At 63.9% G+C, this 19,749-nt stretch carries 21 protein-coding genes; 13 read left to right on the forward strand and 8 right to left on the reverse strand.

Going from position 1 to position 19,749, the window contains the following annotated elements; translation table 11 throughout:
- Positions 1–5: 5 nt before the first annotated feature.
- Positions 6–1,100 (reverse strand): ABC transporter substrate-binding protein, encoded by a 1,095-nt coding sequence (locus G5S42_RS04845; protein WP_176105770.1) that lies wholly within the window; start codon positions 1,098–1,100, stop codon positions 6–8.
- 492 nt (positions 1,101–1,592) lie between these two features.
- On the opposite strand from G5S42_RS04845, the gene G5S42_RS04850 reads away from it, so the two are divergent.
- Positions 1,593–2,486 (forward strand): LysR substrate-binding domain-containing protein, encoded by an 894-nt coding sequence (locus G5S42_RS04850; protein WP_176105771.1) that lies wholly within the window; start codon positions 1,593–1,595, stop codon positions 2,484–2,486.
- A 36-nt stretch (positions 2,487–2,522) separates the two neighbouring features.
- Here the strand turns inward: G5S42_RS04850 and G5S42_RS04855 are convergent, their stop codons facing one another.
- Together G5S42_RS04855 and G5S42_RS04860 are read right to left on the reverse strand one after the other, a co-directional pair.
- Complete coding sequence (locus G5S42_RS04855) at positions 2,523–3,605, reverse strand: calcium:cation antiporter (protein WP_176105772.1); 1,083 nt, start codon at positions 3,603–3,605, stop codon at positions 2,523–2,525.
- A 285-nt stretch (positions 3,606–3,890) separates the two neighbouring features.
- Entirely contained in the window at positions 3,891–4,250 is a 360-nt protein-coding gene (locus tag G5S42_RS04860) for a BON domain-containing protein (RefSeq protein WP_176105773.1), read from the reverse strand.
- 324 nt (positions 4,251–4,574) lie between these two features.
- Between G5S42_RS04860 and G5S42_RS04865 the strand changes: the two genes are divergently transcribed.
- Both G5S42_RS04865 and G5S42_RS04870 read left to right on the forward strand, forming a co-directional pair.
- Positions 4,575–5,204, forward strand: coding sequence for a DNA-3-methyladenine glycosylase (locus G5S42_RS04865; protein WP_176105774.1), 630 nt, complete (start codon positions 4,575–4,577; stop codon positions 5,202–5,204).
- A 227-nt stretch (positions 5,205–5,431) separates the two neighbouring features.
- A complete protein-coding gene (locus tag G5S42_RS04870; RefSeq protein ID WP_176105775.1) occupies positions 5,432–5,779 on the forward strand; it encodes a DUF4148 domain-containing protein in 348 nt (115 codons plus the stop codon).
- A 274-nt stretch (positions 5,780–6,053) separates the two neighbouring features.
- Here G5S42_RS04870 and G5S42_RS04875 read toward each other — a convergent pair whose 3' ends face one another.
- Positions 6,054–6,506, reverse strand: a complete 453-nt coding sequence (locus G5S42_RS04875; RefSeq protein ID WP_176105776.1) for a CBS domain-containing protein — start codon at positions 6,504–6,506, stop codon at positions 6,054–6,056.
- 314 nt (positions 6,507–6,820) lie between these two features.
- On the opposite strand from G5S42_RS04875, the gene ribA reads away from it, so the two are divergent.
- The 3 genes from ribA (at position 6,821) to G5S42_RS44055 (ending at position 8,720) form a co-directional block, all read left to right on the forward strand.
- The gene (gene ribA / locus G5S42_RS04880; protein ID WP_027193807.1) at positions 6,821–7,471 is read left to right on the forward strand and encodes a GTP cyclohydrolase II; all 651 of its coding nucleotides are present in this window, start codon (positions 6,821–6,823) and stop codon (positions 7,469–7,471) included.
- Between the two features lie 163 nt (positions 7,472–7,634).
- Positions 7,635–8,360: an integrase arm-type DNA-binding domain-containing protein gene (locus tag G5S42_RS04885; RefSeq protein ID WP_246391805.1), complete on the forward strand. Its 726-nt coding sequence runs from the start codon at positions 7,635–7,637 to the stop codon at positions 8,358–8,360.
- 231 nt (positions 8,361–8,591) lie between these two features.
- Positions 8,592–8,720 (forward strand): helix-turn-helix transcriptional regulator, encoded by a 129-nt coding sequence (locus G5S42_RS44055; protein ID WP_246391807.1) that lies wholly within the window; start codon positions 8,592–8,594, stop codon positions 8,718–8,720.
- A gap of 436 nt (positions 8,721–9,156) precedes the next feature.
- On the opposite strand, the gene G5S42_RS44060 is transcribed toward G5S42_RS44055, so the two are convergent.
- Complete coding sequence (locus tag G5S42_RS44060) at positions 9,157–9,384, reverse strand: cytochrome b/b6 domain-containing protein (RefSeq protein WP_312883522.1); 228 nt, start codon at positions 9,382–9,384, stop codon at positions 9,157–9,159.
- Between the two features lie 121 nt (positions 9,385–9,505).
- Entirely contained in the window at positions 9,506–9,841 is a 336-nt protein-coding gene (locus G5S42_RS44065; RefSeq protein ID WP_246391809.1) for a hypothetical protein, read from the reverse strand.
- 334 nt (positions 9,842–10,175) lie between these two features.
- Here G5S42_RS44065 and G5S42_RS04900 point away from each other — a divergent pair, with 334 nt between their 5' ends.
- The 5 genes from G5S42_RS04900 (at position 10,176) to G5S42_RS04920 (ending at position 16,003) form a co-directional block, all read left to right on the forward strand.
- The gene (locus G5S42_RS04900) at positions 10,176–11,108 is read left to right on the forward strand and encodes a LysR family transcriptional regulator (protein WP_176105777.1); all 933 of its coding nucleotides are present in this window, start codon (positions 10,176–10,178) and stop codon (positions 11,106–11,108) included.
- A 119-nt stretch (positions 11,109–11,227) separates the two neighbouring features.
- Complete coding sequence (locus G5S42_RS04905) at positions 11,228–12,436, forward strand: YbfB/YjiJ family MFS transporter (protein ID WP_176105778.1); 1,209 nt, start codon at positions 11,228–11,230, stop codon at positions 12,434–12,436.
- A complete protein-coding gene (locus tag G5S42_RS04910) occupies positions 12,433–13,716 on the forward strand; it encodes an MFS transporter (protein WP_176105779.1) in 1,284 nt (427 codons plus the stop codon). The genes G5S42_RS04905 and G5S42_RS04910 overlap by 4 nt, the downstream gene beginning before the upstream one ends.
- A 57-nt stretch (positions 13,717–13,773) precedes the next feature.
- Complete coding sequence (locus G5S42_RS04915; protein WP_176105780.1) at positions 13,774–14,874, forward strand: NAD(P)H-dependent flavin oxidoreductase; 1,101 nt, start codon at positions 13,774–13,776, stop codon at positions 14,872–14,874.
- Between the two features lie 181 nt (positions 14,875–15,055).
- Positions 15,056–16,003 carry a LysR family transcriptional regulator gene (locus G5S42_RS04920; protein WP_176105781.1) on the forward strand — a complete coding sequence of 316 codons (948 nt, stop codon included), beginning with the start codon at positions 15,056–15,058 and terminating at the stop codon, positions 16,001–16,003.
- 30 nt (positions 16,004–16,033) lie between these two features.
- Here G5S42_RS04920 and G5S42_RS04925 read toward each other — a convergent pair whose 3' ends face one another.
- Entirely contained in the window at positions 16,034–16,744 is a 711-nt protein-coding gene (locus G5S42_RS04925) for an SDR family NAD(P)-dependent oxidoreductase (protein ID WP_176110351.1), read from the reverse strand.
- 195 nt (positions 16,745–16,939) lie between these two features.
- Entirely contained in the window at positions 16,940–17,362 is a 423-nt protein-coding gene (locus tag G5S42_RS04930) for a VOC family protein (RefSeq protein WP_176105782.1), read from the reverse strand.
- Positions 17,363–17,562: 200 nt separating this feature from the next.
- Here G5S42_RS04930 and G5S42_RS04935 point away from each other — a divergent pair, with 200 nt between their 5' ends.
- Together G5S42_RS04935 and G5S42_RS04940 are read left to right on the forward strand one after the other, a co-directional pair.
- A complete protein-coding gene (locus G5S42_RS04935; protein ID WP_176105783.1) occupies positions 17,563–18,000 on the forward strand; it encodes a MarR family winged helix-turn-helix transcriptional regulator in 438 nt (145 codons plus the stop codon).
- A gap of 84 nt (positions 18,001–18,084) precedes the next feature.
- Positions 18,085–19,647 carry a DHA2 family efflux MFS transporter permease subunit gene (locus tag G5S42_RS04940; RefSeq protein WP_176105784.1) on the forward strand — a complete coding sequence of 521 codons (1,563 nt, stop codon included), beginning with the start codon at positions 18,085–18,087 and terminating at the stop codon, positions 19,645–19,647.
- Positions 19,648–19,749 lie beyond the last annotated feature (102 nt).

A 19,749-nucleotide genomic window follows, 5' to 3' on the forward strand; every position in this document is an offset into this window, starting at 1 on the left:
CGTGGTTACGCCGAGAAGATTTCGGTGTAGCGCTTGATCCACGCCGGCTGCACGACGGCGAGCGCCTTGTCGTCATGCAGCACGGCTTTCTCGGCGATCTGCTGCGGGCTCGGCACGAACGCGCGGCTCTCGGCCGGAATCATCGCTTTCGAATTGACCGGGCCGTTCAGCACGTCGGCGGCCATGCGGCCTTGCACGCCGGCGTCGAGCGAATGATTGATGAACGCGTGGATCAGGTCGCTGTCGCCCGGATGCGCTTTCGGGATCACCGTGAACATCAGCTGCGTCGCGAAGCCTTCCTTCATGCCGTAGGTCACGCCCATCTTGTACTCGGGCTTGCGGATCTGGTCCGGGAAAAACGCCGGCGAGTAGATGCCGCCGATGTCGAGCGAGCCGGTGCGGAACAGGTCGGCCACCTGGTTCGGGTTCTCGCCGAGCGTCATCACGTGGTCTTTCAGTTGCGCGAGCTTCCTGAAGCCGGGCTCGATGTTTTGCTGCGAGCCGCCGTTCATCTTCGCGGCGATGATCGCGAGGTCGACCGCTTCGGCCCACTCGGGCGGCGGCAAGAACACGCGGCCGGCGTATTTCGGGTCCCACAGCGCCTCGTAGGACGAAGGCGGCGTTTTGATGGTCGCGGTGTTGTAGATGAGGCCGTCGGACCACAACAGATAGCCGACGCCGAAGCCGTTCGCGCCAGTGCGGTATTGCGGCGCGACTTCTTTCAGATTCGGCAACTTGTCGAGATCAGGCTTCATCAGAAGGCCAGCGTCGGCGAGACCGGATGCGCCGACGCCGGCGAGCGTGATCACGTCGTAGGTCGGGCGCTCGCCCGCCGCCTTGACCTTCGCGACCATGCCGGAGGTGCCGTCGGCGCGATCGGCGATCACCTTCGCGCCGGTCTTCGCGGTGAACGTCGCGGCGATGTTGCGCAGCGCGGCCGTGCCGGTATCGTCGGACCATGTCAGGATGCGCAGCGTCTTGCCGCTGAAGTTGTGCTCCTGTGCGCGCAGATTGAGGAACGGCATCGGCAGAGCGGATGCCGCGAGCGCCGTACCGATCGTCTTGATGACCTGCCTTCTACCGCGTTTGATCTGCTGCATGACGGTCTCCTTTGATGAACGCCCGTTGCCCATGAATCGCTATGACCGCTGCCGGATGAACCGTGCGTGGAGGCACTGTAGGTTTGCCAAAATCACGCAACAATCGAAATATGCGCATGGGTGGCATGACCTGCGCTCATGGCTCGCGGTGCGCGGGCGCGGCGGCGCGCAGTTCAGCGACGCGACAGGAGACTACGGGCGACGGTGCATGCGGGTTAACGTCCATCTCCGACCTGTGAATACGGGGGTGCATCGAGGTATGAGGAAAGCTCGGTTCTGGTGCGGGTGCCGCAGGTCTTTCGCACCACGGCGGTGCGACACCGGCCGGAACGCGCATTTTTCGCGCGCCATGAGCCGAACGCATGCGGGTTGGCCCGCGCGCCGGCTCGTGCGCGCGCGGCCGATCGCGTATGCTTTGGGCATTGCGGGCAGGGCAGCGACGGGCGGTGCCTCAGCCGCGCAATGATTTTTTCTGATCCGGGACGACATCCGATGCGACGCCTACCGCCGCTCAACGCGCTGCAGATTTTCGAAACTGTCGCGCGGCATCGCAGCTTCACGCGTGCCGCCGACCATCTGTGCCTGACGCAAGGCGCGGTCAGCCGGCAGATCATCGCGCTCGAGGAATACTACAAGTTTCCGCTGTTCAAGCGTCACGCCAAGGGGCTGACGCTGACCGCCGAGGGCGAAATGCTGCTGCCGACGGTCAAGGAGAGCTTCGCGCGGATCGAGGAAATGTCGCTGCGCCTGACGAGGCAGCGCACCGATCTCGCGCTGAAGGTGCCGACCTGCGTAATGCGCTGGATGCTGCCGAAGATCATGCGCTTCCAGTCCGAGTATCCCGATCTGCACGTGCAGATCACGACCACCTGGCAGCACGACGTCGATTTCCAGAGCGAGCCGTTCGACGCGGCGATCATCTACGGTTCGTCGCCCGGTGCGGACGTACAGGCGGTGTCGCTGTTCGAGGAGCGTCTGACGCCGGTCTGCACGCCCGAGCTGCTGAAGGACAAGCCGCTCGCGCAGGTGGCCGATCTCGCGCGGCACACGCTGCTGCATCCGACGCGCGATCACCGCGACTGGAAGATGTGGCTCGCGAAAGTCGCGGAGACCGATGCGACGGGCGCTGCCACGATCGACGCGGAGCTCGGCCCGAGCTTCGATACGCTCGACATGGCGACCAATGCCGCCGCCCAGGGCTTCGGCGTCGCGATCAGCGATCTCGCGCTGATCGACGAGGACGTCGCGGCGCGGCGCCTGATCCGGCCGTTCGACACCGTGCTGAAGACCGGCTGGCGCTATTACTTCGTGTACCCGGAATCGGTCGCGCAACAGCAGAAGCTGAATCTGTTCCGCGACTGGATGGTCGAGCACTGGGAAGAGTGAGTCACCGTCCGCCCCAGCGTCAGATTGGACATCAGATCAAGGCGCGAACGACAAAAACAGATAAGCCGCGAACAGCGATAGATGCACGGCGCCTTGCAGAATCGTCGTGCGTCCGGTGCTGAGCGTCAGCGTGGCGACCACCAGCGTCAGCGCGAGCAGCACCATGTCCTTGCCGTTGATGCCGAGCACGATGGGCTGACCGATATACAGGAACACACCGGCGACGGTGGGAATGGTCAGGCCGATACTCGCCAGCGCCGAGCCGAGCGCGAGGTTCAGGCTGGTCTGCAGACGATCGGCGCGCGCTGCGCGCAGCGCCGCGAGTCCTTCCGGCAATAGCACCAGCGACGCAATCACGATCCCTACCACCGCCGGCGGCGCGCCCGCGCCGAGCACCGCGGATTCGACCACCGGCGACAGCACTTTCGCGAGCAGCACGACCGCGACGAGACTCACCAGCAGCAGCACGCCGCTGATGGCTGCGAAGCGCGCGCCCGGCGGCTCGGCATGGACGTCTTCGTCGGGCACGCCGGCGAGGAAGTAGTCGCGATGGCGCACCGTCTGCACGAACACGAACACGCAGTACAGCACCAGCGACGACACACCGGCAAACGCGAGCTGCGGCGGCGACAGGACCGGCCCCGGGCTGGTGGTCGTGAAGTTCGGCATCACGAGCGTCAGCACCGACAGCGATGCGAGCACCGCCAGCGCGGCCGCCGCGCCGCGGCTCTGAAAGTCCTGTTCCAGATGGCGGATGCCGCCCGCCAGCAGACATAGCCCGACGAGCCCGTTGCAGACGATCATCACGGCCGCGAATACCGTATCGCGCGCGAGGCCGGCTTTCTCGGGACCGGACGTCAGCATCACCGAGACGATCAGCGCCACTTCGATCACGGTGACGGCGACCGCGAGCACCAGCGTGCCAAACGGCTCGCCGACGCGATGCGCGACCACTTCGGCATGATGGACGGCGGCAAACACCGCCGCGCACAGCGACACGCCGACCAGCGCGAGCAGCAGCGCATTGCCCGGCATCGCATAGGCGGCACCGAGCACGATCCAGCTAATGAGTGGCGCGACGAGGGTCCAACGGGGCAAGACGGTCGCCGGCGAAGTCATGCGGCCTTCCTTTCGGTGCATGTATGAACTTAAGGTGATATCTTAACGATAGACCCTAAGCCATTAAACTATAAGAGAAAATTGTCGCAAGAAACCAGTGCGACACGGAGTCGTTCAACATATCGCGGTTTCGAGGAAATCGTCGCGTCGGGCGGTGCGAGGGCTGCACCGGGGGCAATCGTGTCGAGCGACGGATCGGAGAGAAAATTGGCGTCGCGACGGAGCTTTCCGCCATCGACGCCAGCTTGCTGCTTTTACCGCAACTTCTTCGGCTGGTTGACCGGCTTACTGGCCGATTGCGCGGATCGACAGTGCGCTCTTCACCGACGTCACGCCTTCCACGCCTTGAGCGGCGTTCGTCGCGATTTCGATCTGAGCCTGCTCCGGCACCGAGCCTTCCAGCGTGACCGCGCCGTTGCGTGCGCGCACGGTGATGTTGCCGACGGTCAGGCCCTTCGTACGTGCGAGCTTCGCGCGGACCTTCTTCTGCAGAGCGCGATTAGCCTGTTTATCCTGCTTGGTGGTCGGTGCCGCTGCCGCCGGCGCTTCGGTCGCGGCCGCATCGCTGCTTTGCGCGTACGCGTTGAGGGAAGCGAGAACGACCAGCGCGCCGCCGATCACCTTGATTGCCGAGAATGCTTTCATTCAACCATCTCCTGTTGTCGTAGAACGTCGATCCCCCGGATGGGGTCGATTTTTTTTACATCAGCGGGTACAGCGGGATTCAATGCGAATGAAACAGGTACAGCAGCCATGCGAACACTTTCAGCCGACACGGATGTTTCCGCGAGCCGCGAAGTGCGCGCCGAGACATGCAAACGGCCGTGTTACCGGCCGGAAGCACACGATACAGCAATTAGTGCCATGTTGACTTGCCGGCGCAGAAAATGAGGCGTCGGTACAACGAATTTGCCGGTCGCAACCCTCTATGACGTGGGATTTCAGCATCGACTTAAGGACATCCAGCCCATGCGAAACGAAGCACTTCCGATCCGACCATTACGCCGAGACGATCTGCCGGTCGATACGGTCGAACTCGCGCGCTTCATGGTCGGCAAATATCTCGTGCACGATCTGCGCGAAGGACGCCTGAGCGGCCGCATCGTCGAGACCGAGGCGTATCCGCTCGGCGATTCGACGAGCCACGCGTTTATCGGACGTCGTCCGTACAACGGCTCGATGTTTCTCGCCCGCGGTCATGCCTACGTGCGGCTGACCTACGGCGTGTCGTACATGCTGAATATGTCGTCCGAAGCGGAGGAGGTCGGCGCCGGGATCCTGCTGCGGGCGATCGAACCGCTCGAAGGACTTGCGCTGATGGAAGCGCGCCGTCCCGGCGTGCCGCTGCGCGATCTCGCCCGCGGACCCGGCCGGCTGACAGTGGCATTCGGCATCGGCCAGGCGTTCGACGGCCACGATCTGTGTACGGGGCGCGGGCTATGGATCGGCGTGATCGAAGCCGGCGACGCACCGGTCGGCGTGACGACGCGCATTGGCCTTTCGCGCGAGATGCACCGGCCGCTACGATTTTTCGAGCCGGGCAGCGCGTTCGTCAGCGGCCCGCGCAAGCTGCTGACGATTCCGCATTCGGGCGCATGACGTTCGGAAACATCAGACGCAAAGGTGACGTTCCGTACAATTGTTGCCTGGAACATCATGCGGGGCGCATCGACTCCGAGATATTCCCCGGCATTATTGCGATCAAAACAATTTTCTATCTCACAATTAAGGGTTTTCCCTTGTTCATGCGGTGACTAGACTGAACCTATTCGCTGCACACCACGGTGTCGGCGATGCAGATAAAGCCACATTGGAGGGAAGTCATCATGAAATCGCTGATCAAGGCAGTTGCCATTGCAGCCATTGCCGCCGCGCCGATCGTATCGTTCGCGCAATCGAGCCAGCAACCGGTCACCCGCGCCCAGGTTCGCAACGAACTGATCCAACTGGAGCGCGCGGGCTATAACCCGTCGACCTCGAACGACGCGGAATATCCGGCCGACGTCCAGGCCGCCGAACAGCGCGTGCAAGCGCAAAATCCGGCCGTCGCGCAAACCCAGCCGACCGCTAATACCAGCGGTTACGGCGCGCCGATGAGCGGAGCGACGCAAGCGGGTCGCGTGACGCAGCCGCAGCCGACGAGCGGCCCGAAGAGCGTGTATTTCGGTAACTAATTTCGCTAACCGGTAACCACGCACGTAGCACCACGCTGTGCGCCGCTTTCGCGGGCGCACAGCGTTTCGTACAAGGTACTGTTTTCAATCGAGCGCGCCGCACCCATGAGCCGCGAGCGTGCCGTCCGTGCGCGGGTTGCGTTCCTCTTTCCGAAGGAACCTCCGCTGCCGCAAGGTAGCTTGGCCCAAGCTCTTCCTGGCTTGGGCTTTTTTTGCGGCCGGTCCCGAGCGGATGAACGCCAGGCGATCGCTCGGCGCAGCTCGTGCTTCAGCGTCATTCGCCGTGGAGTCGTTCGCCGTGAATATAGAACTCGAGTTGCTGGATGGTGAACTGCTGTTCCGCGATAATGTCCTTCACGAGGTCCCCAATCGACACCATGCCGATCAGCCGGTCGTTCTCGATGACAGGCAGGTGACGCATGCGCCGCTCGGTCATCAGCGCCATGCACTCTTCGGTCGTCTGGTCGGGGCGAACGAAGCGCACCGCCTTCGTCATGATGTCGCGTACGGGCGTCGCCTTCGACGACCGGTCCATCAGCACCACCTTGCGAGCATAGTCGCGCTCCGTGATGATGCCGGCGATGCTGTCGCCGTCGGTCACCACCAGCGCGCCGATACCCTTCTCGGCCATCAACCGGATCGCCTCATAGACGGAGTCGTCGGCGCCAATCGTGTAGACGTTGGAGGGGTTCGGTTTCGTTCTGAGAAGCTGTGCAACGCTTGACATGGAGCGGCTCCGTTTCGCAATGCAGCACGCCGAAGTGGCGCGCTGTCGTGAGGGACAGGCGATTCCAGTATAGGCGCGAGGTTCGCCCGCGGTACACCGGGAATACCTCTGGCACGCCGGACGATGCGCGCTGGATCGGCCAGATTCGCACGGACTTGCCGGTCCCGTCGTGGGGCGCCAGCCGTTGTCGCGGGGGGCTGCGTTCCGTGCTCGCGAAGGGGCATCCGGGTGCGGCAGGCGGATTAGCGGTAAACTCGCAGTCCACACCTTATCCCCGGCTCGCCGGGTTCATGCCTGCACCATTGCTTAACGCCATGCTCACGTCTCAGGATTCATCGCCCGCAGCGGACGGCGCCGTCACCGGCGAATGCGTCGTTCTCGACGCCACCGCCACGCTACCCACGCGCTATGGCACGTTCACTTCCTATGTGTTTCGCGTGCTCGACAGCGGCGCCGAACATCTCGCGCTCGTAATGGGCGATGTCGCCAACCAGTCGTCCGTGCTGACGCGCCTGCATTCGGAATGTCTGACGGGCGACGTGCTCGGCTCCTATCGCTGCGACTGCGGCGAGCAGCTCGACCTCGCGCTGCGCTATATCGCGGCTGAGGGTTGCGGCGTGCTGCTGTATCTGCGCGGCCACGAAGGACGCGGCATCGGCCTGTCGAACAAGATCCGCGCGTATGCGTTGCAGGAGCAGGGGCGCGATACCGTCGAAGCCAACCTCGATCTCGGCCTGCCCGACGATTCACGCGAATACGATTCGGCCGCGGGCATCCTGCGCACGCTGAAGGTCACGTCGGTGCGGCTGATGAGCAACAATCCCGAGAAGTTCGACACGCTGTCGAAGCACGGCATTCCGGTGTGCGAGCGTGTCGCGCTCGCAATTCCGATGCGCGAGGAAAACGAGCGCTATATCCGCACGAAGCAGCTGAAGTTCGGGCATTACTTCGACGAGAACGAGTAGTAGCAAGTCGAGACCTGTCCGGGTTCGTCCATAGTGAGCCAATGGATGCTTCAAGTATCTGAATAAAAAAGAAAAAATATCGGAATGGCTAGCTCAATTGGCACATCAACGCTTTTCTGTGTGCGACTAAACTCGCTACCTTGGCGTAGGTTTTTGCTGCATTGTGCTGCAAACCTACGCCGAGTATGCTTCTCTCAGAAAAACCTACGCCGAGGGAAGTATGCGCTTTGATGCACGTGTCGCAGCTAAGCTGCCCAGTGGCGAGCACATGACCTTTGAGGGGTTTCCAGGACTAAGACTCCAAGCTTCGGCGAGCCGCAAATCGTGGACGTACCGGTACAAGTCGCCAATCGACAGCCGCATGCGGCAAGTGAAGCTTGGTGAATGGCCGGCAATGTCGTTTGCCGCAGCTATCGCTGCGTGGGAGAAGAGCCGTATCGAGAGGGACTCCGGTGCGGAACTCTCCGCGCTGCGTCGAAAGCAGGAAAATGAGGCCAATCGCCCATCGCCAGGTGATTACACCGTTAGACAGTTGTGCCGCGACTATCTGCAGGGATATGTAGAGCTCAATCGAAAGGCAAAGGGCGCGACCGAGGTCGCACGTATATTCAGGGCGATGTTAGGGCCGGTTGCGGATACGCGTGCAATTGCTGTCACGCGCGCCCAGGCTTTCGATTTCCTGGAGTCATATCGTTCGACGCCTGTTCTCGCTGCACGCCTTCGCATGGAGCTCGGTAATGCCTGGCGTTACGCGCTAGATGCCGGTCGTCTTCCTGAAAACACCGCGAATTGGTGGAAGGAAGTTCGACGAGGGCAACTGAAGAGCAAAGGGCGCAAGATTGAAGGCAAGCAGCAGGCATTGAGAAGTTTCCTGCTCAGCGTCGTCTAGCAAGCGGCTCTCTGCGGAACTTTCGGGAAGCGCATCGCTTGGTGGCTGCGCTGGCAAACAGAATTTTCTTTCTCTGAGGGCGTTTGCCACAATTAGTGCCGCCAATTAAATTCCGATGTGCGTGCTCAACCGTAACGATGAATCGCTCGCAGATCAATCCTCCGTTCGTTCATGTTGACGACGCCTCAGTGCAGTCCGGAACCAACGGTAACAGACGAAGGTAAAGTCGCAATGAAGATCTGTCTCTCTCTAAAAGAAGTGGCAGAGGCACTCTCTCTGTCACCGACGACCGTACAGCAACTGGTACGCGAGAAAACGTTCCCCGAACCACGATTGCTTTCCGGCCGGAGGGTGGGATGACTCGCACATGAGGTTCAGAACTGGGCTGACGCACGCCCGATCGCCAAGCTACTGCCGCCAGAGAATTCAGGCGCTAAGAAGCGGCAAGTCCCTCGAGACGTGAGCGGCCGAAATAAAGACGATTTGGACTCCATGGCGAGAACTGCGGCGACAAGTGACGCGGCCATTCGGACGCCCGCGAGAGTGCTTTGAGTTCTGGAGATCTATTGTGGGGATGACAAATTGGGGCGACCCAGCAGTAGATAAGCGGAGAAGGAATCGGCCAGATGAACAGACAAGATGTCGGCGCCAAACGCGTGGTGCTGCACAGCGGCTTTTTCCGCTTCTCGGAGTGATCGACGAAGCGGGCGCTTTGAAAAAAGGACATCGACGTTCAGATCGACGCGCGCGTCGATTGTCTGTCGATCGACTGAGCGCGCGGTCTGCCGGCAGTGAACTACGTGCCGCCCGGCTTGCCGGGCAGCACGCGCTTGAATACCTCATCGCGCAGCACGTAATGATGAAGCAGCGCGGCGGCGGCATGCACCGCAGCGATGACGATGATGGCCCAGCCGACGAGATCGTGCGCCTCGCCGATAGAATGAGGCGTGGCCTTGCGGTCGGCGCGAACGGCGCGGGAATCAGCAGCCCGAAAAAGCTCATCGATTCGTTGCCGGACCAGCACAGCACGAAACCCAACACCGCTTCGGCCACAGCAGTGCGTACAGAAGATAATGGATGCCTTTGGCGCCCGACTCGATCCATCCCACGGCGGACACGGGACTATGATGTCCGGGTATCAGCCGCTATCGGCTGCGCACGATCAAGACGGCCGACAGCATGACCCCGAACGACATGTGGCCGACGATCATCAGGTGACGCGTGGACTTCGACGCAAACCCCCAGGTGTGGGCCAGTACAATTTGCTCACCGCCAGAATGGCCGTGATCCAACAGGATCGAGAAAGCGTCGTACTGGGTGTGGTCGTCGCCGGCCGCGATTGGGGTCGTCGTCGCGGTTGCAGGGGAATATTTGAGCCTTGTCATCGGGTCGAGCGAAAGGAATAAGAACGGTAAGGCGCCAGAAAAAAGCAGGGCTGCGACAGGTTGGCAATCGCGCTGAGTGCGAGCATTCGGTGACATGGTAAGGTCATGGCGCTCGCTACCTCCGGCGCGCGCGTGCGCTACTGTCGAGAGCGCGTACCTGGAACTGAAGGCTTTCTGAAGGAACTGGTCGGCCTTGAACCAGCATTCCTCTTTTGCTTCCGGGTCTGCATAGTGATGCGTTTCGAGTGCGTCGTCGTCGACGCGACGCGGGGTTCAATGCGACCCGCCATCGTTCTTTTGCCGCAAGCCTGTGGCCGGCTCCTCTGACGTTGGTCGTCTTCCGCTAAGATCGTCGCGGGATTAACCGACCCACACGACGGCGGCACCATCAAGTGCCACGCCTAAGCGCAAGTTCACCACCCAACACGCCATGGACCGTATCGACGCCATGAAGGTCTTCGTCGCCACGCTCGACGAGGGAAGTCTCGCAGGCGCAGGCCGCCGGCTCGGCCGCTCGCCGGCGGCGGTGAGCCGGGCCATCGCGTTTCTGGAGACCCACACGGGCACGCCGCTGCTACACCGCACCACGCGCACGATCCGGTTGAGCGAGGCGGGCGAGCGCTATGCGCTCGCGTGCCGGCGCATTCTCGCGGACCTCGAGGAGGCGGACCTGCTCGCCGCCGACGAGCGCTCCGCGCCGCGCGGCCTGCTCGGCGTGACGGCGGCGATCGCAGTGGGCGAGGAGGTGCTGCGCCCGATCGTCGATTCGTTTCTCGATCGCCATCCGCAGGCGTCGATCCGCCTGCATCTGCTCGACCGGCCCGTGAGCCTGATCGACGAAGGCATCGACGTGGCGTTGCGCATCGCGCATCTGCAGGACTCGACGCTCGTCGCCATTCCGGTGGGCGAGGTGAGGCGGGTGGTGGTCGCGTCGCCCGACTATCTCGCCACGCATCCGGCCATCGTCGCGCCCGCCGATCTCGCCAGCCATCCGATCATCTCGATGACGCATTTCGGGCTCGATTCATGGAGCTTTCCGGCGACCCGTCAAACGGCGCTGCCGCAGGTCGTGCGGTTCACGCCGCGCGTCATCGTCAACACGATTCGCGCGGCGCGGGCTTCGGCCGTGGAGGGGCGCGGGCTCACACGGCTCTTTTCCTATCACGTGGCAGATCACGTCAAGGCCGGCGCGCTGAAAATCGTGCTGCGCGACAGCGAGCACACGCCGCTGCCCGTGAATCTGGTGACGCCGCACGGCCGCCTTGCCGTGCCCAAGGTGCGCAGTTTCGTCGATTTCGCCGCGCCGCTGCTGCGCGAGTATTTCGAACAGGCGAAGCAGATCACCGACGCCGATCGCCGCTGATTCGATCGCCGCGCGGAAGAATGACTTACGCAGCGCGGCGATTCTCCCGGAATGCGACTCGAGCTAGACTGCTCCCATCTTCATCGGGTGCTTAACAGCACGGGTCCGCGGGAGTCGTCATGCAGCAAGCCGTCTCGAATCCGGCCGGTCCGGCCGGCTACAACGTCTGGCGGGGCACGCTCGCCGGGGCCAGCGCGAGCCTGATCGGCATCGGTCTCGCGCGGTTTGCCTATACGCCGCTTTTGCCTGCCATCATCGGCGCGCACTGGTTTCCTGCTTCGACCGCCGCCTATCTCGGCGCGGCGAACCTCGGCGGCTATCTGGCCGGCGCGCTGCTGGCCGGTGCGATGGTGCGCGTGGCGAAACCCGCCACCGTGCTGCGCGCGATGATGCTGCTTGCAACCATCGCCTTCGTGGCCTGCGCGGTGCCCGTGTCGTTCCTGTGGTTCTTCATCTGGCGCCTCGCGTCGGGAATTTCGGGCGGCGCGCTGATGGTGCTCGCCGCGCCCACCATCCTTGCGCACGTGCCGGCGGCTCGTCGCGGCTTCGCGAGCGGCGGGATCTTCACCGGCATCGGGCTCGGCATTGCGGCATCGGGCACGATCGTGCCGATCCTGCTGCGTCAGGGACTCACGTGGACGTGGCTCGGGCTCGCGGCCGTTTCGCTCGGGTTGACCGCGGTGGCGTGGAACGGCTGGCCCGAGCACGCGGCACCGGCGCATGTTCATGCGCATTCGCGCTTCGAAACAGCCCCGGCCTATCCGCGCGCCGGCCTGCGCTCGCTCTATGTCGAATATGGCCTGAACGCGGTGGGACTCGTGCCGCACATGCTGTTTCTCGTCGATTTCGTGGCACGCGGGCTGGGGCGCGGCGTCGAGGCGGGCGCTGAATTCTGGGTGCTGTACGGCTTGGGCGCGATCGTCGGGCCGCTCGCGGCGGGGCATCTGGCCGACCGCGCGGGTTTCGGCCGCGCGCTGCGTGTCGCGTATCTGGCGCAGGCCGCTGCGGTCGCGATTCCGGCCGTGGGCTTGTTCGGCGCGGCGGGGTTGATGGTGTCCGCCTTTGTCGTAGGCGCGTTCACGCCGGGCATCGTGCCGCTGGCGCTCGGTCGCGTCAACGAACTGCTTGCGCACCATCCGTCCGCGGTCAAGGGCGCGTGGAGCCGCGCGACCACGAGCTTCGCGGTGATGCAGGCGCTGGCGGCCTATGGTCTTTCGTTCGTGTTTTCTTCGAGCGGCGGCAATTATCCGGTGCTCTACGCGATCGGCGCGGTGGCGCTGCTGCTCGCACTCGCGGTCGATCTGCTGGCCGCACGGAGCGCGAAATGAACTCCCCGGTTTCGTCCTCATCGGCGGCGCTCGCGGCGCCGCCTGCGCGGCACGACGCGCGGCCGCGCGGCTACGCGGAGCGCAACGTCCAGTACTGGCGGCGCAATCTCGTCGTTTGCGTGTTCGGCTCGTTCACGACGCTCGTGAGCCTCAGCATGCTGCTGCCGTTCCTGCCGCTCTATGTGCGGCAACTTGGCGTCAGCTCGCAGTCCGCGGTGATCCAGTGGTCGGGCATCGCGTTCGGCGCGACCTTTCTCGGCACCGCGCTCACCGCGCCGCTGTGGGGGCGTCTGGCCGACCGCTTCGGGCGCAAGCCGATGCTCGTGCGCGCGGCGATCGGTATGGCGGTGGTGATGTCGTTGATCGGCGTGGCGCACAATGTGTACGAACTGGTCGCACTGCGTCTGATCGCCGGTCTGGTAGGCGGCTACGCGTCAGCTTCCACGGTGATGGTGGGCACCCAGGCGCCGCGCGAACGCGCGGGTTGGGCGCTCGGCATCCTGTCGACGGGCGCGCTCGCGGGCAACCTGGTAGGGCCGCTCGTCGGCGGCGTGCTGCCGGACTGGATCGGCATTCGCGGCACGTTCTTCGCGGGCGGCGCGATGATCGCGGCGGCGGCGCTGCTGACCATCTTCATGGTGAAGGAAGAGTTTCACCCGGCCAGCGACGGCAAAGCGCGCGCATCCGGCAGCTCGGACGTACCCGTGCGGCGCACCAACTACGCGGTGGTCGCGGCGCTGCTCGTCACGGCGATGATGGTGTTGCTCGCCAATATGTCGATCGAGCCGATCATCACCGTGTACATCGGTGACCTCGGCGTGAGCGCGCCGCATCTTGCTCGCGTTGCGGGCGTGGTCATGGCATGCTCGGCGCTCGGGAGCATGCTGACGGCCGCGCGCCTCGGCGCGCTGGCCGACCGCTTCGGGAGCTGGCGCGTGATCGTCGCCTGCCTCGTGCTGACGGGACTGGCAATGGTGCCGCAAGCCTTCGTCACGCAGTGGTGGCAGCTCGCGGGGTTGCGCGTGCTGATGGGTATGACGCTCGCGGGTCTGTTGCCGTCGATCGGCAAGCTCGCGCGGCAGTCGGTGGATGAAAGCAGGACCGGCGGCATGCTCGGCTATCTGCAATCGGCGCAATTCAGCGGCCAGGTGGTGGGCCCGGTGATCGGCGGCGTGATCGGCGTTCACCTCGGGCTGCACGCGGTGTTCTTCGTGACTGGCGCGCTGCTGATCGCCTGCGGCGGCCTCGCGCGCTGGGCGCACCGCCGCACTGGAGCCTGACCGGCTGGCAAGGTGGCAGCCACATTGAACCTCTAACGCATCCGGTGGGAAGGGAACATGAGCACTCAAGCGAACAACCGCGCGTTGTTGCGCACGCTCGGCATCCACAAGCCGATCATTCAGGCGCCGATGGCCGGTGTCACCACGCCGGCGCTGGCCGCCGCGGTGTCGAACGCGGGCGGTCTGGGCTCGCTCGGCGTTGCCGCGATGAACGCGGAGAACGCGCGCCGCGCGATCCACCAGACCCGCGAGCTAACCACGCGGCCGTTCAACGTCAATGTGTTTTGTCATCGTCCGGCGACGCCCGATGCCGCCGTCGAGCGCGCGTGGCTCGAATGGCTCGAACCGGTGTTCCGGCAATACGGCGCGACGCCGCCGCAAGCGCTGTCGGAGATCTACACGAGCTTCGTCGTCGATACCGCGATGCAGACGATGCTGCTCGCGGAGAAGCCGGCCGTCGTCAGCTTCCATTTCGGCTTGCCGCCCGATGCGGTGATCGCGCAACTGAAGCACGCGGGCATCCGTTTGCTGGCGAGCGCGACCAATCTCGACGAAGCGGCGACGGCCGTCGAAGCAGGCGTCGATGCGATCGTCGCGCAGGGCATCGAGGCGGGCGGTCATCGCGGCATATTCGACACGACCTCGCGCGACGAGCGCCTCGGCACGTTCGCATTGACGCGTCTGCTGGCGAGCGAGTTCGACCTGCCGGTGATCGCGGCGGGCGGCATCATGGACGGCGCCGGCATCGCGGCCGCGCTCGCGCTGGGCGCGCAGGCGGCGCAATTGGGCACCGCGTTCGTCGCGTGCCCGGAAACCTCGATCGACGACGGCTATCGCCGCGCGTTGCTCAGCGATGCGGCGCGCTCGACGACGTTCACGTCGGCGATCTCGGGGCGCCTCGCGCGCAGCATCGTCAATCGCTTCACCGCGCTCGGCGAGGACCCGCAGGCGCCGCGTACGCCGTCCTATCCGATCACCTACGACGCGGGCAAGGCGCTCAACGCAGCGGCCAAGGCCAAGGGCGAGTTCGGCTACGGCGCGCAATGGGCGGGCCAGGCTGCGCCGCTTGCGCGGTCGTTGGCGGCGGGCGAACTGATGGCGCAGCTGGAGCGCGAAACGCGGGAAAGTATCGAGCGGCTGCAATCGGTGTGGAACTGAGCAGTCGGGCCTCGATGCCTCGCACGCATGGATGGCATCGAAACACGTGGCGCGCGCACCTGCCGATGCGGGTGTGGCTTCCGGCGCGTCAATTGTCGGTCGTCAGTTCCGCGTCCATGCGTTCGCTGCCGCGCGGCCGGGATCGACAGGTTCTTGAGCCAAAAGACGAAGGCGGACAGGCATGCAACGCAAATTCGACGATCTGCTGCTGGGCAGCATCGAGCTCTTCTGTTTCGCGGCGGAGCTCGGAAGCTTTACGCTCGCGGCCAACGCCGCGAGTGTCACGCCGGCGGCGGTGAGCCGCTCGGTGGCGCGGCTCGAGGAACGGCTCGGCGTGCGCCTGTTCGTGCGCACGACGCGCCAGATCCGTCTGACCGACGCGGGGCGGCGCTACTTCGAGCAGTGCCGTCAGGCGTTGTCGCAACTGATGGACGCCGAGCGCGAAGTGACGGGCGAGCAGACCACACCCGCAGGCGTGCTGCGCATCAGCATGCCGACGCCGTATGGGCACTATCGCGTGTTGCCGCTGCTGCCGGCGTTTCGCGAGCGCTATCCGCAAGTCCAGGTCGAGACGCACCTGAGCAACCGCAACATCGACTTCGCGGACGAAGGTTTCGATCTGGCGATACGCGGACGCGCACCGGCCGATTCAAACCTCGTCGCGCGCAAGCTCGAAGATGCCGAAATGGTCGTGGTGGCGAGCCCCGCCTACCTGAAACGCGCGGGGGTGCCCAACACCGTCGAGGACCTGCAGGCCCACGAGTGCATCCAGTTCGAAATGCCGAGCAGCGGGCGTCATCTCGCGTGGACCTTCGAGCGCTCGCCCGAGGATGGCGACGTGCTGACGAGCGGAAGCTATCGAACCTCCGGCGACGCGCTTGCCGGCGTGACGCTCGCGCGTGCCGGCGCGGGGCTGTTTCAGACCTATCGCTTCGTCGTCGAGGACGATCTGCGCGAAGGGCGCCTCGTGGAAGTGTTGCGCGACGCGGGCGCACGCACGCGGCCGTTCATCCTGCTCTATCCGCATGCGCGTTATTTGACGTCGCGCGTGCGCGCTTTCGTCGATTTTCTGATGGAGCAGTTGGCGAAGCCCATGACGCCCGCCGCGCCGGTGACGCGCGCGCATTGAGCCTCGTACGCGCGTCGTGTCGTGGTCCACTCAGTGACCCGCGCTCTGGCCGCCGTCCACGTGCAGGATCTCGCCAGTCACGAACGGTGCCGAGTCGAGATAGAGGATCGCGTTGACAATGTCGCTCATCTCGCCCATATGACCGATCGGATGAAGCGCGCCGAGCGCCGCATGCGTTTCGGGCGCATGCATCGGCGACTTGATGATGCCGGGCGACACCGCGTTGGCGCGGATGCCGCGCTTCGCGTACTCGATCGCGAGCGAGCGCGTCGCGGCGGCGAGGCCGCCCTTGGTCAGCGAGGCCAGCACCGACGGCACGCCGTCGATCGCGTGATCGACGAGCGTCGTCGTGATGTTGACGACGTGGCCGCGCTCACGCTTTTCCATCTCGGCGACCGCAAGCTGCGTGATGTAGAAAAATCCCGCGAGATTGATGCCGGTGACCGTCGCGTAATCTTCGGCCGTGTATTGCGTGAACGGCTTGGCCACGAAAATGCCCGCATTGTTGACGAGCGTATCGACCCGCCCGAAGCGCGCCACGGCTGTTTCGATGACCCGTCGAGCGGTGGCCGGATCGGCGATGTCACCGGCCACGGTGACGAGGTTGGGATCGTCCGACGGCTTGATGCTGCGCGATGTCGCGACGACGTTGTGGCCGAGCTGGCGAAACGCCTTGACCGTTTCGGCGCCGATGCCTTGCGACGCACCGGTAACCACGATGACTTTGGGAGACTGACTTATAGTGAACCTCGAAGTAAATTGGATCAGCACTGTGTGATCGGGCTGATGGCTCCGACGGCTACTAATTTATGCAGTCGTGCTCCGCTTTTGCATACAGGGCGCGGACAAACACTTGTGAGCGGCAGGAACAAGAGGTCAGTCGTGACACGTCGCGTGCGTGTCGCGGCGTCTGACCTCAGCGGCACCGATCCGCATTCAGGATGTTTGCGTTCGCGGATCGTGATCGAACTCGAGCCTGATCCCGCCCGGTTCATACACCATCGTGTGGCGTTTGGGACCGGCACCGAGGTCCTCCGGCGCGAATTCGACCTTCACGCCGGGCCACGCCGATACGCGCGCGAATATATCGGTGAGCGCTTTCTCGCTGCTCACGCGCAACGCAAGATGATGAAGTCCGACATGAACCTTGCGATCGAATTCGACGATGCGGCTCGGGTCGGTGACCTGCCACAGCGTCAACATCACGTGTCCGTCCGATACGAACGCCGCCGGGTAAGCGGGCCGTTCGCCAACCTGTTTCCAGCCGAGGCACTTCACGAAGAAGTCGCGTGTGAGGTTCAGATCGCGGACCGTGAGTCCGACGTGATCGATACCTGAAGTAAGCGGGTTGTCAGTCATGATTCTGTCTTCCTGAAAAGAAAGCGGCGGTCGAATCCCCGCCAGAACATCATAGCCACATGTAGCCACATGAAATGGCGTCGATTGTCGCTGGCGGCGCAATTCAGTTTTTACACCATGTGGCGCATCTGGCGAACAAATCCGCTTGCTCAAATCTGCATAGTCAAATAAGCTGAAGTCAGATATCTTGGAGACGACCGATGGACGATTCGACCAACGAAGACTTTGAGCGCGCGCAAAAGCTGGTGTCTGTGCTGGGTCAGGCGCGTCAGCTGATTGGAAGCGAGCTCAGATCGGGGCTCGCGGATGCAGGGCTGAACCTGCAGGCGCGCGGCGTCCTGCTCACGCTTGCGCGCGGCAACGTCACAACGCCGGCCGCACTTTCGAAACAGGCAGGTATCCCCCCGGCCCGGATGACCCGGGTGCTGGACAAGCTCGAAAAGAGCGGACTGATCGAGCGCGCGCGTAACGAGAGGGATCGCCGTCACGTGGACGTGTCGTTGAGCCGGGAAGGGCAGGCCGTCGCCGCCCGCAATGTCCGAGTCACCCGTGGCGCTTGGAGCGAGCGGCTCTCGCACTTCTCGAAGTCGGACTTCGATACGTTGAACGTGCTGCTGTCCAGACTGCTGAACGACTAGGCGGCATTTTTTTATTCGATTATCTGACATATCAGATATCAGCCCGCAATCGAAGGGCGCTTCGAACCGAGACGAGGAGTTGCAATGAACCCATCGACCAACCCGGCCGCGCCGGCCCAGCTGACTGGCGCAAAGTTCGCACTCGGCACGTTTGCCGTAGCGCTCGCCACCTTCATGAACGTGCTCGATTCGTCGATCGCCAACGTCGCGATTCCGACGCTCTCGGGCAACCTCGGCGTGTCGATCGACGAAGGCACATGGGTTATTACGCTGTTTGCCGCGGCCAACGCGGTGTCGATTCCGTTGACGGGGTGGCTCACGCAGCGCATCGGCCAGGTCAAGCTGTTTGTCTGGGCGATTCTGCTGTTCGTGCTGTCATCGGCGGCGTGCGGACTCGCTCCGAACCTGCTGGTACTGCTCGTCGCCCGCGTCGTGCAGGGCGCGGTGGCGGGGCCGCTGGTGCCGTTGTCGCAGGCCATGCTGCTCGCGTCGTTTCCGAAGGAAAGAAGTTCGAACGCGCTGGCGTTGTGGGCGATGACCGCGACGGTCGGGCCGATCGCGGGTCCGGCGCTCGGCGGCTGGATCACCGACAGCTACAGCTGGTCGTGGATCTTCTACATCAACGTGCCGGTCGGCCTGTTTGCCGCGGGCGCGATCTGGGCGATCTACCGCGATCGCGAGACGCCGTCGCGCAAGCTCCCGATCGACAAGGTCGGCCTGATCTCGCTGATCGCATGGGTCGCACCGCTGCAGATCATGCTCGACAAGGGCCGCGACCTCGACTGGTTCAGCTCGCCGGTGATCTGGGCGCTGATGATCGTCGCCGCGGTCAGCTTCCTGTTTTTCCTGATCTGGGAATTGACCGAGGAAAAGCCGATCGTCAACCTGCGGCTTTTCGCCAGACGTAACTTCCTCGGCGGCACGATTGCGATTTCGGTCGCCTACGCGATCTTCTTCGCCAACCTCGTGATCCTGCCGCAGTGGATTCAGGGCTTCCTCGGCTACCGGGCGGTGGATGCGGGGCTCGTGACCGCGCCGCTCGGCATTTTCGCCGTGATCCTCGCGCCGGTGATGGGCAAGATCATGCCGCGCTCGGACATGCGGGTGCTCGCCACGCTTGCGTTCGTCGGATTCGCCGGGGTGTTCTTCATGCGTTCCAACTACACGACCGGCATCGACGCGTGGACGCTCGTGCTGCCCACTTTGCTGCAAGGCATTCCGACCGCGCTGTTCTTCACGCCGCTGACCGCGATCATCCTGTCGGGTCTGAAGCCGGAGGAGATTCCGGCGGCGGCGGGTCTGTCCAACTTCGTGCGCATTTTCGCGGGAGCGGTGGGCACGTCGCTGATGAGCAACGCATGGAGCGATCGTACGATCCTGCACCATGCGCGACTTGCCGAGCAAAGCAGCGTGGAGGACCCTGGTTTTTCCGGCGCGATCGCGCACCTGCAGGCGGCGCTGGACGCGGGCATTCCCAAGGCCACGGAGTTTTACGAAGCCTCGCTGAACGCGCAGGCGACGATGCTGGGCCTGAACGACATCTTCTGGATCTCGGCGGTGATCTTTGTGGTCATCATCCCGCTGATCTGGGTGACGAAGCCGACCAAAGGTGGTGCCGCGGGCGCGGCAGCCGCCGGCGGACACTGATTCCGATTGGGCAACCCGGTTCGGACGGAAAATGAAACACACAATCCTCTTCTTGACATTATCTGATAATGCAGATATTGTGAAAATCAACAAGGAGGACGC

It is taken from the genome of Paraburkholderia youngii (genome assembly GCF_013366925.1).
In the GTDB taxonomy this organism is placed as follows: Bacteria; Pseudomonadota; Gammaproteobacteria; order Burkholderiales; family Burkholderiaceae; genus Paraburkholderia; species Paraburkholderia youngii.